Annotated in this window: 2 protein-coding genes; both read right to left on the bottom strand. The window is 36.1% G+C overall.

The window, feature by feature from the left end; translation table 11 throughout:
* Window positions 1-1896, bottom strand: a 1896-nt coding sequence (locus QVE09_RS22465) for a condensation domain-containing protein (RefSeq protein ID WP_315938584.1), incomplete at its 3' end; no start/stop codon positions are given.
* 35 nt (window positions 1897-1931) lie between these two features.
* Window positions 1932-16964 (bottom strand): non-ribosomal peptide synthetase, encoded by a 15033-nt coding sequence (locus QVE09_RS22460; protein WP_315938583.1) that lies wholly within the window; start codon window positions 16962-16964, stop codon window positions 1932-1934.

Here is a 16964-nt window from a genome sequence, read left to right as displayed (position 1 = left end):
ATAGTTCGTGTTCTTTACCAATCTAACCACATTACGATGCTCTATCATGACACCTTTAGGCTTGCCTGTGGTTCCTGAGGTATACATCACATAAGCCAAATCTGTTGCTTTGCCCACCACCGCTGGCACGGCCTCCGCTCGTTCAGCAAGGATTTGGTCTATGATCAGTACTTCCACCGATTCCTCTTCGAAAAGAGGCGCATACTCCTGTTTGGTGAGAACAATCTTGGCTCTACTATCACCTAGAAGATAGCCGATACGTTCTGCAGGATACTCTGGGGAGAGGGGCAAATAGGCCCCTCCTGCTTTAATAATCCCCAGTTCTGCGATAATCGTTTCCATCGAGCGATCTGCCATCACTGCGACAATCTCATCCGAATCGGTGCCCTTACTTTGCAGTTTGACAGCAATCTGATTTGCTTGTTCATTTAATTCACGATATGTCAGCTTCGCAACCTCTACTTGCAAAGCAATATGATCTGGTGTTTTTCTAACTTGCTCCTGAAATAACTCAGAGATTGTTTTTTCGGTAGGGTACGCTGTAACTGTATCATTAAAATCTTCCAAAATTAATTTTTTTTCAGTCTCAGTTTTCAGGTCAATATCTCTTATGTTAACACTAGCATTACTCACGACTTGTTCGGCTATTTTCAGTAAGTGCTTACCTAATTGAACAATCGTCTCCGAATCATAGACCGAGGTGCTATATGTGAAAGCCGCCTCAAGTTCAACTCCCGGTGATATTGTCAGGCTAAAATCATAATTGGTGTGTTCATAATAATCAATATCCGAGAGCAATGAAGTCTGTTCTCCCAGACTTTCAATCGGATAATTCTCAAAAGCAACAACATGATCAATAATTTGATTATTTCCAGTAGTGGAGCTCTGTATATCACTTAAGGAAATAAACCCATTCTTATTAGCATCAACCATTAACTGATGGACATTTTGAGTAAGATCTATAAAGGTAGTATCACTTAAGCTCCTAACTCTCAATGGGACTGTGTTCACAAAGAGACCGACCATCGATTCTATTCCTGATATCTCAGGTGGGCGACCAGATATAACTGATCCAAACACTGCATCATCAGTTTGATTATATTTTTGAAGAAGAATTCCCCATATTGTGTGCATAACAGAACTTAATGTTACTTGATATTGATTGGAGAGATTCTCCAATCCCTTAGTTAGATTGGGTTCAAAATACAAATTATACCTTTTGTGCTCCACTATCTCGTTCTTGTTATACTTTTTTTGAAATTGCAAAGAAGAAGCTTCAGTATATCCACTTAAAACTTCCTTCCAATATTGCATTGCTGTATCTTTCTCCTGATTGTCTAACCATTCAAAGTATAAACTGTACGGCTGGACATCATTAAGTAAAATCTCATCACCTTGGCATATGAGATCATATATTTGAAATAAATCCTTTAGTAAAATACCTAAGCACCATCCATCAAGGATAATATGGTGGAAACTCCACACAAACCTCCAGGATTTATCGCTGATCTTAAATAGAGCTAATCTCATTAGAACATCTTGTTCCAGATCAAATTTTATTTGTCTGTTGTTAATCATGTATTCATTAACATAAACTGAACGATCTGACTCCTTTAATGAAGTTATATCTTCCACGTGCACTTGAGTTGTTCTCTCACTCATAACTACTTGTAAAGGCTGTTCAACATTTTTAGTAACAAATGCAGTTCTAAGCACATCATATCTTTCAATTAATGTATTTAAACTCTGGTTTAGAATTTTAGGATTTAGTTCTCTTGCTAGAGTGAAAGATAGCTGCTCGAAATATGCATCAGAATCACTATCAAATTGGTGATGAAACAGTATTCCTTCTTGTAAGGGAGTAAGTCTATAAATATTCTGAATTGATACCGTCATTTAGAATGTCAACCCTTTCTCCATTTGTTTAACGATTATTTTTTCCCGAGCGAATCCATAATCATACTTAACTGGTTTTGAGATAATTTCTTATACGTAAAATCTGATGCTGTCTTTTCTCTAGATTGCAAATTACAACAATAATCAATAAGGAGGAGAAGATGTTTAATAAATAGTCCAGAGAAATTGGTGAATTCTTGTTCTTCAAACTGATTTTTGTTATATGTGAATCGTAAAATAGTTTCACCGTTTAAAATCATACAATTGATTTCAATACTATGGCTTCTCTCTAAATTAGGTCCCATTTCATCTCCCATAGGATATTGAGAAGTTAAAGACCTCGATAGATTTTGATCGAATTCTCCTAAATAATTAAATACGATATCTGATTTAATTGCTGAGCTAGTTAGTGAAGTATTAATATATTTTAAGATGTTAAATCCAAAACCATTTTTAGGAACCCTTCTAATACCGTCTTTAATTTCTTTAATGAAATAGCTTAAATCATTATTCCCTTGATTCTTAATCATAAAAGGATACACTGAAGTGAACCAACCAACAGTCCTTGAGATATCAATCTGATCAGAAATATCTTCCCTTCCATGACCTTCTAAATCAACAAAAAACTCCTCAACACCCAACCATTCTTTTATAGATAATCCTAAAGCGGTGAGTAAGAGATCCTTAGTATCAGTGTTATATGCTAAATGGGCCTGTTTAGTTAATCTCTTTGTAGTTTCAATATCTAATCTTTGAACCAGAGTATAACTATCCCTGTAGCAGTCAGTACCTAATTGTTGATTAATAGGAAGTTTGTTAACTTGGAGTTTTTCAAGTTTGGTCCAGTAAAGCAAATCATCTTCGAGATGTTTACTTTGTGCGTAATGAATTAACCCTTTAGCCCAAGTTTGGTACGAATCTGTTTTTAAAGGTAACGTTGGCGTTTGGTTATTAAGAGATTGTTCATAAACACTCAGAAAATCTTCCACTATTATCCGCCAAGAATAACCATCTACTACCAAATGATGAGCAATAATTAAAAGGTGATCTCCAGATTCAGTCTTAAATAATCCTACTTGTAATAAAGGTCCGCCAAAAATATTAAATCGACGTTGTAACATATTCGCATGTTCCTCAACTCTTTTTTCCTGAGAAGGATCATTGATTAGATTAAAGATCTCAAATTGGAAATAATCCATTTCAACACTATTTTTACGATTCCATTGTTTTACATTCCCCAATTCGTCTAAATGGTACGACATTCTTAACGCATCGTGATGATCGACTAGTTTTTCCAACGCGAAATTCACACTATTTTCGTCAAATCCTTCTTCTTTATATAGCATTATTGACTGATTAAAGTGATGGTAGGTAGAAGAATCACGTTCAAAAAATTGCTGTTGAATTGGGGCTAGTTCCACTTCGCCTTCGACCTGTGATTGATCGATATGACGAACAATGGATGTCACATGCTTACTTATAGATTTAACTGTTGGGTAGGAAAAAATATCCTTCACTTCAGTATGGTACCCATAATTTCGTAGACGGGAGACTATTTGTAATGCCTTAATTGAATCTCCGCCCATATCAAAGAAATTGTGATTAACACCCAACGATTCAACCCCTAATACTTCTTCCCACACTTTTACCAAACTGAATTCCACTGATATTGTAGGCGCTATATATTCAATACTTGATGTGAAATCTGGAAAAGGTAGAGCCTTTTTATCAATCTTCCCATTGGGTGTTAATGGTAATTGATCCAAAAACACAAAATAAGAAGGTATCATATGGATCGGAAGGACGCTGGATAATCTTTCTCGAAGCATCTGTGTTTCCAGTTCTGTATTTGCAACGATATAGGAACACAAAAATAACCGATCATTATGTTGAATTGCTTGAACTATTGCTGTTTGAATTTCTTCATACGATATTAGAACACGCTCGATTTCTCCAGGTTCTACGCGTACACCACGTATTTTGACCTGATCGTCGATCCGACCTAAAAATTCAATGTTTCCGTCAGGAAGCCATCGTGCTAGGTCTCCAGTACAATACATTCTCCCATGTCCAAATGGATTGGTAATAAACTTTTCATTCGTCAATTCATACTGATTTAAATATCCTCTTGCCAGGCTATCTCCTGCAATACACAACTCCCCAGGTACGCCAAGCGGAGCCAAATTTCCATCCTTATCTCGGATATAGATGTTTGTATTGGTTACAGGTTTGCCGATAGGAATATTTGCATAAGTTCCTTCAATTTTGAATAAGGTTGCCCCAACGGTATATTCCGTAGGTCCATAACCATTAATCAATACATACCTTGCGTTAGGATGCTTTTGAGAGTGTTTCAACTTGTCCCCAGCAGTTTGCATTATACGTAATGTTTTATTTTCTAATTGCATGAATTGTTCACATACCTGTGTCGGTAAAAAAGAAATAGTGACTTTATTCTTTTCGAAATATTCATTTAATAGCACAATATCTAAACGTATATCCTGTGGAACAATACACAATGTGCTACCAGTGATTAAACAAGGGAATATCTCCCACACTGATGCATCAAATCCAAATCCGGCATACTTACTGACGCAATCATTTCGTTCAATCTCATAAAACGTTTGGTTCCATGTACACATATTAATTAGGGAAGTATGCTCGATCATAACTCCCTTCGGCTTTCCTGTAGAACCAGAAGTATAAATAATGTAGGCAAGATCGTTAGGTTCTCCAACGGAATCAAAATCTGAAGCAGTGTATTTAGAGAAATCAATTGCAGACCATTCTATCACTTCTACTCCAAATGATTCTTTATTACTTATGCATCTGTCTCCCGTGATAAACAGGGTACTACCACTGTCCTCAAGCATAAATTTCACACGCTCTACTGGATACTCATGATCGATAGGCAAGTATGCTGCTCCAGTCTTTAAAACGCCAAAGACACTCGCAATCATTTCTAGTGAAGGCTCAAACATTAGCGGAATTATATCCCCTCGAGTAACCCCTCTCTCTCTTAAAAATGATGCTAATTTATTGGCCAATGTGTTCAGTTCATGATAAGTCATGGTTTGATCCATAAAGATTAAAGCAATATCATCTGGAGTGCGCTCTGCTTGTTCTCTAAACAGCTCATGAACTGTTTTATCGTTTGGATATTCAATTCGCGTAGGATTTAATGAGTATAATTTCTGTTTCTCTTCTGGACTAAGCATTTCTAAATCACATAAAGAAACATGCTCATATCCCATAACTATTTTTTCTAAGATACTAGTAAAGTTTTTGCACATTTGAAGAATTGTTTTCTCTTCGAACAAATAAGTCGCATATTCGACTTCTAATACCATTCTTTTTTCTTCAGCTAGTACATTAAAAGTTAAATCGAACTTACTTTCATTTGTCGACACATGATTTATACTTTCGAAAGGTTCATTTACTGAATCAACATCCGAAGTCATACTGAACATAACGTCGAATAGTGGATTGCGACTGTTATTTCTTTGAACATTTACTTTTTCAAGAAGCATTTCCAAAGGATATTCTTGATTGTCTAGACCCTTCAAGACTGTGACTTTAATTTCCTCAAGCAACTGTGCAAAAGTTTTACTCCCCGTGATATTATTTCTAAGTGCAAGTGTATTAACAAACATACCTAATACACCATCTAGCTCCCGAGTTGTACGGCCAGCCACTGGTGTTCCAATAATGATATCTTCCTGTCCCGTGTATTTATAGAGCAATGTGTTCAAAGCTGTGAACAATACCATATACACAGTGATGCCGTTATTTGCAGCGTATGAGTCTAGTCCTTTATACAAATCCTGATTGATTTCTAAACGCAGTGTGTTTCCTTCATATCTTCTTTGAATTGGTCTTTGAAAATCTGTTGGTAAATTGAGTACAGGAAGATCACCTTTTAATGATTCTACCCAGTAATTTTCTTGATCCTCCCACACTCCTGAATGCACTTTTTCATGTAACCATGAAGTATAATCTTTGTACTGTAGCTTCAACTCAGGTAATTTCTTGCCTCTATATAATCCAGCTAATTCACTCATTAATATCCTGAAAGATAAACCATCAGAGATTATATGATGCATATCTGTCAACAGGAATTCTTTACCTTGTTCATCTTTAACATATTTAACTCTAAGCAAAGGAGCACTATTTAGTTCAAATGGATGTACGAACTGAGAAAGTAGCTCCTCCATTCCTGTCGATTTAGTGCAGAAGTGTTTTTCCATAGTAAAAGGAACATCATCATGTACAACTTGAACCGGCCTGCCATCCTCAATTAAAAATGAGGTTCTTAAAATATCATGACGTTTAATTAAGTGTTTAAGAATCTCCTCAATCTTTTCAACATCTGTCCCCTTTCTTAACTCTAGTAATGCAGGCATGTTATATGCCGTTCCGCCGCCCTCAAGTTCATTCAATAGCACCATTCTCTTTTGGGAAAAGGAAACGTCATATTTATCATCTTTTGTAGTTGTAATGATATTTTTAATCTTATGCTTCTCACTAGCGTCAATTAATACTGCTAGCTTTTCAATGGTCGCTGCATTAAAGAAATCTTGCAAAGTAACGCGAACAGACAGTGATTCTTCTATTGCTGAAACCAGATGTATGGCACTAAGAGAATCCCCCCCTAATTCAAAGAAATTTGATCTGATGCCGATCTTGTCAATTCCTAATACTGATGACCAGATATTTTCCAATTTAAGCTCAGTTTCGCTACTAGCCATAACATAATCATCAATAACCGTAATTTTTGGAGTAGGCAATGCTTTTTTATCTAGCTTTCCGTTTTGTGTTATGGGTAGCTGATCCATAAACACAAAGTAGGAAGGTACCATATGGATTGGAAGAACAGTGGCTAATCTTTCACGGAGCACCTGTGATTCTACCATTTGATTAGCGACAATATACGCACATAAAAATAGTTGGTCTTTATGTTCTACTGTTTGCACTGTTGAAGTCTGGATTTCCTCATACGAGATCAGGATTCTTTCAATCTCCGTCGGTTCCACACGGACCCCTCTTATCTTCACCTGATCATCGATCCGACCTAAAAATTCAATGTTTCCATCAGGAAGCCATCTTGCTAAGTCTCCTGAACAATACATCTTTCCGGATCCAAATGGATTGGTAACAAACTTTTCTGCTGTTAATTCAGGCTGATTTAAGTAACCCCTTGCCAAATTTTCTCCCGCTATGCAAAGCTCCCCTGGTACCCCTACAGCTGCTAAAGCTCCATCTTTATCCCTGATAAAAATACTCGTGTTAGCTATCGGTTTCCCAATTGGGATATTTACATAAGCACCATCCACTTTAAATGCTGTTGCTACAACTGTATTCTCTGTCGGACCGTAATTATTAAATAATTCATAGGCTACGTTAGGATGTTTCTGTACATGCTTCAATTTATCACCAGCAGTTTGTAGTACACGTAGAGATGTATTATTTAATCGCATAAATTGTTCACATACTTGCGTAGGTAAAAAGGAAATAGTCACGTTGTTATTTTCGAAATATTCGTTCAATTGCACAACATCTAAACGTATTTCTTGTGGAACAATACATAATGTACTACCACTAATTAAACATGGGAACATTTCCCATGCTGATGCATCAAATCCGAATCCTGCATATTTACTGATACAATCCTTGTCCTCAATCTCATAAAACGATTGATACCACGTAGACATATTAATTAAGGACGTATGTTTAATCATAACCCCTTTAGGTTTTCCGGTAGAACCCGAGGTATATACTACATACGCTATATCATGTGATCCCCCATATGATTCGGTAGCTGAAAAATCATAGTTTGTTAATTCAATGTCGGACCATTCTACTACTTCAACTCCAAGTTCTTCTTTATTCTTTAAATGATTACTTCCTGTTAGGAGTAACGTACTCGCACTGTCTTGAAGCATAAATTTGACGCGTTGCATCGGATATTCATGATCGATAGGTAAGTATCCTGCCCCGGTTTTTAATACACCTAGTACACCAGCAATCATCTCTATCGAGGGCTCCATCATCAGCGGAACAATATCTCCACGAGAAATTCCTTTTTCCTGCAAAAAGGCTGCAACTTTGTTTGCTTTTCTGTCCAGTTCTTGATAAGTTACCTTTTTATCTTTGTAAATGAGAGCTATACCTTTTGGTGTTCGATCTACTTGTTCTTTAAATAATCCATGAATTGTTTTTTCTCTTGGATAATCCGTACGTACAGGATTAAATGCATAAAGTGCTTGCTTCTCCTCTCTGGTAAGCATATCCAAATCTTTAATATAAATCTTATGGTTATACACCATGCCCTTCAGAATATTTAAGTAGTTACTAAACAAACCCTCGATTGTACTAATCGAATATAGACTACTATTAAAATCAATATTTGCTATCAAAGAATTATCATATTCGTCCACGATTAAAGAGAGATCATATAAAGGGTCTCCTGAATGGATTTCAATTGGCTTCAGTATGAGATCCGCAAAACTTACTTCTTCTAACGCGATATTTTGTAATATAAACATGGTATTAAAAAGGACTTTCCCAGTACCATTTCTTTCGATAGAGAGTTTTTCTACAATTAAGTCAAATGGATAATCCTGATGTTCGAAAGCATCAATTGTATGCGTTTTGATCTCCTCTAAATATGCATTTATCGTCTTGTCTCCACTTGGTTGACTGCGTAGAGCCAATGTTTGCATAAATAAGCCTACTGTTCTTTCACTACTTTCATGATTTCGACCTGAAAGTGATGTTCCTACAATGATATCTTCTTGCCCTGAGTACTTATAAAGTAATATATTGTATGCCGATAATAAAACCATATATAACGTAGTGTTCGTTTCTTGAGCTAATGATTCAAGTTGAACTAAAAATGATTCATCTATGGCAAAAGACATTCGATTTCCTTTTCTGTCGTCATTTAAAATCACATTTGATGAGTTAGATGGTAAATGCAAAACTGGTAGTTCTCCTTGAAAAACATCTATCCAATATTTTTCATGAGTTTCAAGTTCAGAGAATTTAGAGTTTTGCCATGCTACGATATCTTTATGATGAATCTCCACTTCAGGAAGTATAGCCCCTTCATAAACTTGCTTGATCTCTTCGAGTACAATACCCAGAGAATATCCGTCTGTAATAATATGATGGACATTAATGAGTAATTCATGATGACTTTCCTCTATTTTTACGAGCTCTACTTCAATAAGAGGTGCTTGGGATAAATCAAATGATTTAACAAATTGATTTTTATGTTCCTCAAAATCACCAATACTCATTTCTGTTCGTATTACCTTAAATGGTAGATTCATATCAACTTTTTGTTTTATTTCACCTTCTACTACATAGAAAGAAGTAAAAAAGGCCTCATGTCTACGAATGACTTTTTCCAGACAGTCAACAAAATGATTTTCATCTAGTTTCCCAGATAGGATGAATCTCTGGACCATATTTTGTGACAAACTTGTTGGATCCATCTGATGCAAAAAATAAACTCTTTGCTGTCCAGGTGAAGTTTCATAATCATTCTTTAAGCTTAAGATGGGTATTGGCAATCCCATTTCCGCCTCATTATTTGATATCCATTCAGCCAACTCTTTTATCGTTTGGTTTTTAAATAAAACTCCAATTGTTGCGTTTTTTCCAAACTCCTTATTTAACTTTGCCAACATGATGGTTGCTTTAAGGGAGTTACCTCCAATGGCAAAAAAATTATCATTTCGACTAATTACATTTCTATCTACGGTTGATTGCCATATTTCTAGCACTTTTTCTTCCAGTACATTCTCTGGCTTGCCAAAGTCACTTTTTTCTTTTTCAGTACTTTTTCCAACATGAAGCGATTGCATTGCTTCGTACAGTTTGTCTAATTTATCATGTTGTTCAATGGTGAACATATCAATAGCACTACTACCAGAAGCTCCTCGTTTTATCATCTCATTCAAAAGCTCGGAAAATCCATTTACCCACATCTTTATTATCTCATCTGTAATAAACTCCGTATTGTATTGAAAATCAATATACAATTCATCCCGGTAATCTATAACATTGAGAAACAAATCATATGCAACATATTTAGTCGGATACTCCCCTATTTGAGTAGAGATATCGTCCAATTTAACACTCTTTATTGGTCTGTCCATATTAAATACTACATTTATCTCAGGATAAAAAGGTGTTGTGAGCTCTTCAGCAATTGCTGCCATCGGTACATATTGATGTTTCAACACATTGTCTAACCGTGTTTTGATATGTTCCATATAAGAAGATAATTGATCATTGCTATTGCTCATAAAAGACAACGGAATTATATTTACACATGGACCTACTAAATAATGATTTTTCAATTGAAGTTGTCCAGCCGTTGGTATGCCAATAGTTATATGATTTTGATTTGTGATAGACTGCATAAATTGACTGAATGCACCTAGTAAAGTTACAAACAGAGTATTACTTACTTCTGCACTAAACGTTCTTAAAGCTTGGGTTAGTGCGGAATCTATCTTCAAGGTATGTTTCGCGCCACGATATCCTGATTTTGACCGTTCTAACGGTTGAGTCGGTAAGACTAGAGAAGGAATAGCACTACCCAGCTCCATGTTCCAGAAAGCGGTTGCCTCTTTAAACGCATCTTTCTCACATATTGATTGTTGCCAATCAATATATTCAGCATAAGAGGCTGATTCAGGCAACAAAAGATGATTTTTATGCACTAATGCCGTATATAAATTAGCCATTTCCTGAAGAATTACTTCAATAGACCAGCCATCCGCAATAATATGATGGATGGTTAATATAAACCAAAACTCGTCAATTTCTAACTGTAGCACATTTATTCTGAAAAGACGGTCATCCCCTTCAAGATTAAAGGTTTTCAATGCATCATTCTCTAACCACTCAGATACCTTCTCTTCCTTACTTGCTGCAATTTGTGTGAAGTTAGTCTGACCTATATTTACAGATATTTCTTCCTGGATAATTAATTTTTCTTTTTCAATATCAACCTTTGCTCGCAGAAGACTGTGACGTTCAACAACCTGATTAAAAGCTTGATTTAGTAAGTGTACATCTAATTTCCCTTTCATTTTTAACAGGATAGACTCACTAAGAGCAGTAGAAGCTTCCTTTTCTGAAAGTGACGCCAATAAAATATGTTTCTGCTCATTTGTTAATGTAAGTTCTTGAGACAGATCACCTGTTTCTAGAGACCCTTCGTAATTCGCCTTGTTTCCCCCATTAGGAGGGATTTTAGGTGATTCTGGTAAAAAGCCTCCTCTACGAAGATCACTTATTGTTTCTTGGACAGCATCGATGATTTTAGTCATATCTTCGTTAGTATGCGCCGTGGAGAGAAAACAATTTCGTCCTTCCCATACATAAATCCCTTTATACATTAGGTGGTAGAAAAACAGATCACTATCAATAGAGCAAACAAATCTAAATAAGGACCCATAATTCACGACATGTATTGCTACTTTTTCCTTGGTGAAAATCTGATTTAACTGGTTCACCAAATTATTTGTATGATTATTAAGTTTTGTGATTAGTCCTTCACCCTCTAACTTAAACTTTTCCAAAACAGCCATTGTCACACGCATTGTCAAAGGATGAGTATTAAATGTGCCTGCAACAAAGGTTCGTTTTGCTTCATCGACCGGCAAAGACAGATCTCCGAAATTCCATGTACCTCCATCTATCGCATTCATAAACTTGGACTTTCCAGCTACAACCCCAATGGGCATACCGCCACCAATTACTTTTCCATAAGTAACAAGATCAGCAGTAATTCCAAATGACTCTTGAGCTCCGCCAAGACCAACTCTAAACCCCGTAATCACTTCATCAAAAATAAGTGCAGTACCTGTGGTCTCAGTAATTTCTCTTAGTTTCCGCAAGAATTCTGCAGGTGCCACATCAGGACGTCGACTTTGAACAGGTTCTACCAACACAGCAGATATTTCATGACCAAGATTTTTGATTGTTTTTAAAGACTCTTCTTGGTTATAGTTTAGAACGATCAGGTCTTCCATAAAGTTCTGATTAATCCCAGGAGCCATTGGTCTAGCAGTAAACGTATCATCTGAAAGATTAGTTATACCCAGAACACCATCAAAGGTACCATGGTACGAGCCTGAGAATATCACAACTTTTCGTCGACCCGTTACCGCTCTAGCTAAACGGAGAGCGACCATAACAGCTTCTGTTCCAGAATTGTAAAATGCAACTCGTTCTACACCAGTTAGTGCTGCAATTCCTTCAGCCACATCTCCAGCAATATTTGACATAGGCCCGAGAGCAGGTAGGGTATTCAGGTTTTCTTTAACCATTAAGTTCTTAATAAAGTCAGGGTTATGTCCAAACAAATTCACGCCAAAACCCATTGTGATGTCGATGTATTCATTTCCGTCTACATCCCATATTTTAGATCCTTGCGAAGAATGTCCTATGATTGGATAGACCATTTCTTTCCAAACCATTCTGAAAGCAGCTAAGTTTCTGTTATTCGCATGGATAAGTCTATTTTGAGCAGTATACTCTTTCGATTTTTTCGTTTTCCTTACATATTTATTCACAAAGTCTTCAAGGTAACGTTCTTGTTTTGGGGTTAGATCTATTTTTGTTTGGAAATCTTGCGATTGATACGGTACAAAAGGTTTAGTCTCCTGCTGAGCAGTCACTTGTGATTTCACCTTAGACTCTGAAGCTGTTGTAGCCGCTACTTCTTGTTTCAATTGTTCAATACCATAGGTATCTATACTTGTATATTGGCTAATGACTTTTAGTTGTGCATGTAATGTAGAACTTATAATTTCATTCTGAGATTTTAGTAGTTCATTTTGTGAAGAAATAATTCGTTCCAATAGATCAGGTGAACCCTCCATTTTCTTCTTCTCTTTAATTGTCGGTTCCATGTGAGATTGAGAAGATTTTGAAGTTAATTGTGGTGAAGTGGACTCAACTTCAAACTGAGCATGGCTATGATTTGAAATAAACTTAATTAGATATTTTATATTAGTGATGGAATCAAAAAAATTACCTATTGGTATATCTAGACTAAACTTTTCTGAAATCTCATTTCTTACTTGAGCTAGTGAAATAGAATCTAAACCCATAGAGATGAAATGAGTGTTTTCGTCTAAATCCTGAATTGATATGCCTGATACTTTAGAGATAATAGTATAAATAAAGGTTTTAATTGTGGTGATGTTATCTCCCAACTGATTACTCCTCCTATAAAGATTCCCATAATTTTTGTTAAGCTTAGGTTCTAACCAACTACGCTTTTCTTCAAATGGATATAATGGAACAGGAACTTTTCCATAAAATTCCCCTTTAAAAAAACCTTCCCAGCTGATATCGGCTCCTAAAATATATAACTCCGCTATTTTTTCTGATCGATGTTGTGCAAGCTCTTCATTTGAAAGGACGCCCCAGACTTGTTCTTTGAGTTTTGAATAATCCGTATGAGTGTTTACATTTCCCAGATAAATCCCTTCAATATTTTTCATGTCCTCAGAAAGTAATCTTAACTTGGTAAGCATATCTTCTTTGTTGGTGGCGGTAATTGCTGCACGAAACTGCAAATGCGGTCTGCCAGTATTCGTTGTGTAACAAATATCTAGTAGATTCCATGAGTGATCTCGCTCCATATAATTCAAATAACGTTTAATGAGCGTAGACAAAGAATCCTCATTATTTGCAGATAACGCTAACAAATAGTGAGGATTCTTTTCTTCTTTTCTTTCATTCAATTCCAAAGGATGGGATACGTATTCTTGCAAAATTACATGAGCATTAGTACCGCTGAATCCAAAGGAACTGACTCCACCTACTAAGGGGGACTGCTCTACATCAAATTCCGCTAAATTTTTACTTATATAAAACGGAGAAGACTCTAATTTTAAATGCGGATTAGGGCTTTCAAAATGTACAAGGGGAGGCACCTTCTTGTTTTTCAACATTAATACTGATTTAATGAAACTCACTATACCAGCCGCCTCAAATAAATGACCGATATTGCTCTTAACAGATCCTAAAGCACAAAATTGTTTTTGATCCGTAAATTGGTTAAACGCATTGCATAATGCTTTAAATTCTACGGGATCACCTAATTTGGTGCCTGTACCGTGTGCTTCAATAAAATCAATTTTTTCAGGGTCTATCCCAGCCTGATTCCATGCACTTACAATAACTTCGGTTTGAGATAACGGATTGGGCGCCGTAATTCCAATCGTTTTACCATCCTGGTTGACTGCACTTCCTTTTAATACCGCATAAATATGATCTCCATCCTTAACCGCTTGGTCATAAGGCTTTAAAAGAACTGCCCCAACCCCTTCACTTATTCCGGTACCATCAGACTGAGCATCAAAAGTTTTAGTTAATCCATCAGCGGATTCAATATCTAATCCAGTCGCAACAGGTAATAAACTAATTCGAACTCCACCTGCAATTGCCATTTCACAATCGCCATTCATAATTGCTTGGCTAGCCAGATGCACCGCTACTAGTGAAGAAGAACAAGCGGTATCGATAGTAACTGCTGGTCCTTTTAAATCCAGAAAATATGCTATTCTACTAGCTAAAACGGATGGTAAGTTTCCTACAATTCCCGCTGAGAGTTCATTATAGTCATTCAAAGTAATTAGCCGTTCATAATCAAATCCTACTTTAGAATATCCAACATAAATACCAGTTTTCCCTGCTTTAATCTTGTTACCTGCATACCCAGCATTTTCAAGAGTATGCCACACAGTCTGGAGAAATAACCTCTGACTTGGATCCATCAATCGAGCTGTGTTTGGAGTAATTCCGAAAAATCCATAATCAAACTTATCAATTGAATGTAGATACCCTCCTCTTTTTAATGGAGTCTCTTCTAGATTAAGATCAATCAAATTGGCACAGTACCTAGCATCCTCAATTCGATTACTCGGAAAGTCAGTTAATTGGTGTTCTCCTTTTTGAATCATTTCCCAAAATACATCTAAATCTGTTGCACCCGGTACATTCAAAGCCATACCTATTATTGCAATATCCTTTTTATCTTTTGCCTCTGCATTGCTGTGTCCTTCTATCGAATCCTCTTGCTTACTCTCATAGATATGTTGAGCAAGTTTCGTTATTGAGGGGTATGAGAAAAGTTCCGAAATCTCCAAACTCGTTTTAAACTCATTTTCGATAATCTCTAGGATTTGAACGAGTTTTAGGGAATTTACACCTAAATCAAAAAAGCTTTCTTCCATATTCACGGATTTTCTCCCTGAAACCTCAATTAACAGCTTTGATAATTTCTCTTTAATATGATGAAGAGAAGAATTTGATTTTAGTATTTCATTACTTACCTGTAGCTCATTCAATTTTTGAATATATGCTAGAAACTCACCTGCTGAATATCGTTCTGATAATTGATATCTTTGAATTTTTCCACTCGTTGTTTTAGGCAATTTTCGAATTGGAACTACCTCGACATTCCATCCACCTTTTTGAAATAGATGCCTCTTTAACGTTTTTGACAAGGATAAGAATTCATCGGTCTTTCTTTTGAAAACAACAAATACAATTATTTCTTCCGAACATTCTGTTTTATTATAAACACCAACAGCAGCTATCCTACCAAGCTCTATACCTTCTAGCTCAACAGCAACTCGCTCAATATCCTGAGGGTATATATTTTTTCCATTAATGAATATAATGTCTTTCGATCTGCCAGTTACCACAAGATTACCCTCATTTATAAAACCTAAATCTCCTGTGTTTAGCCAACCATCTCTGGTTATAATATCGTTATAAGCTTCTGGATGATTATAATAGCCACTAGTCACATTTAACCCTGTAATTTGAATATTACCAATCATCTTCTCAGCTATTTCCTCGTTGTCATTGCCACAAACTCTATATTCGCAATAATCAATGGCTTTGCCTACTTCAACAAAAGAAACTGCACGAGCATCTGTTACTTCCACTTCTTTTACAAAATCGCCTGTATTTAAATGGTTTCTGTCTACATATATCGTTTTTATCGGTTTTGACAATTCCGGAAAAGAAACCGCTACGGAAGCTTCAGCCATCCCATACACTGTAAACATGCTTTCTCTTTTTAAGCCATATACGGATAATGTCTTTAAAAATTGACCGCATACTTCAGTTGAGATAGGTTCAGCACCATTATATATAATCCTCACACATGATAGATCCCATTTATAGTCTTTTTCTGGGTTATAGAATTTAAGAAAATATCCGTAACCGAAATTTGGAGATGAAATCATGGTTGCTCGATGTTCATCCACTTTTTTTAGCCAGAGGATTGGCTTTCGGATAAATACTTCTGTAGGGATAATGTATTGATTAATTCCTACTACCAGAGGAACTAAATGAAAGCCAATCAGACCCATATCATGTGTTAGAGGCATCCATGAAAGAAAAGAATCTTTCTCATTAATTTGGGTGTGATTGACAACCCCACTGATATTATAAATTAAGTTTTTATGTGTTAATGTTACCCCTTTCGGGACCCCAGTTGATCCTGATGAAAATTGTATAAAGGCTATATCGTCTTGAGAAGGAGTGTTAAGAGTATATAAGCCATCGGGATAAGATGTATCGTTGATAGAACTCGTACGTTCCAACATCTCATCAATATTTAAAGAAGAATGCTTTTGCACAAATTTTTTAACACTGTTTAAGGCTTTCTCAGTAGTAATCAAATGAGGACGGCTCATGATATCCCAAATTTTAAACAGTTTTAATTTATGTTCATCATCTTCTCCAATGCTTATTGGAACGGGGATCATTCCCCCTAATAAACATGCCCAGAAAGCAATAACGAATAATTTATTATTTTGAATTTGAAAAATGACTTCTTGGCCTGGTTGAAGGCCTTCTTTTTGCAAATAAGCGAGATATCTGCATGATTCAATGTATAATTGTCGATATGGTAAAAAACTCTCTGATTTATCACTATCAATAAAGAGAATTCCTTCATCTGCTGAGTTACTCCGGTCTTGAATTACTTCAATCAGTGTATTGAATTTTTTGGTGAACAT

This window comes from Paenibacillus sp. ClWae2A (genome assembly GCF_032452295.1).
In the GTDB taxonomy this organism is placed as follows: domain Bacteria; phylum Bacillota; class Bacilli; order Paenibacillales; family Paenibacillaceae; genus Paenibacillus.
This window is presented reverse-complemented; position numbering and strand designations above follow the sequence as displayed.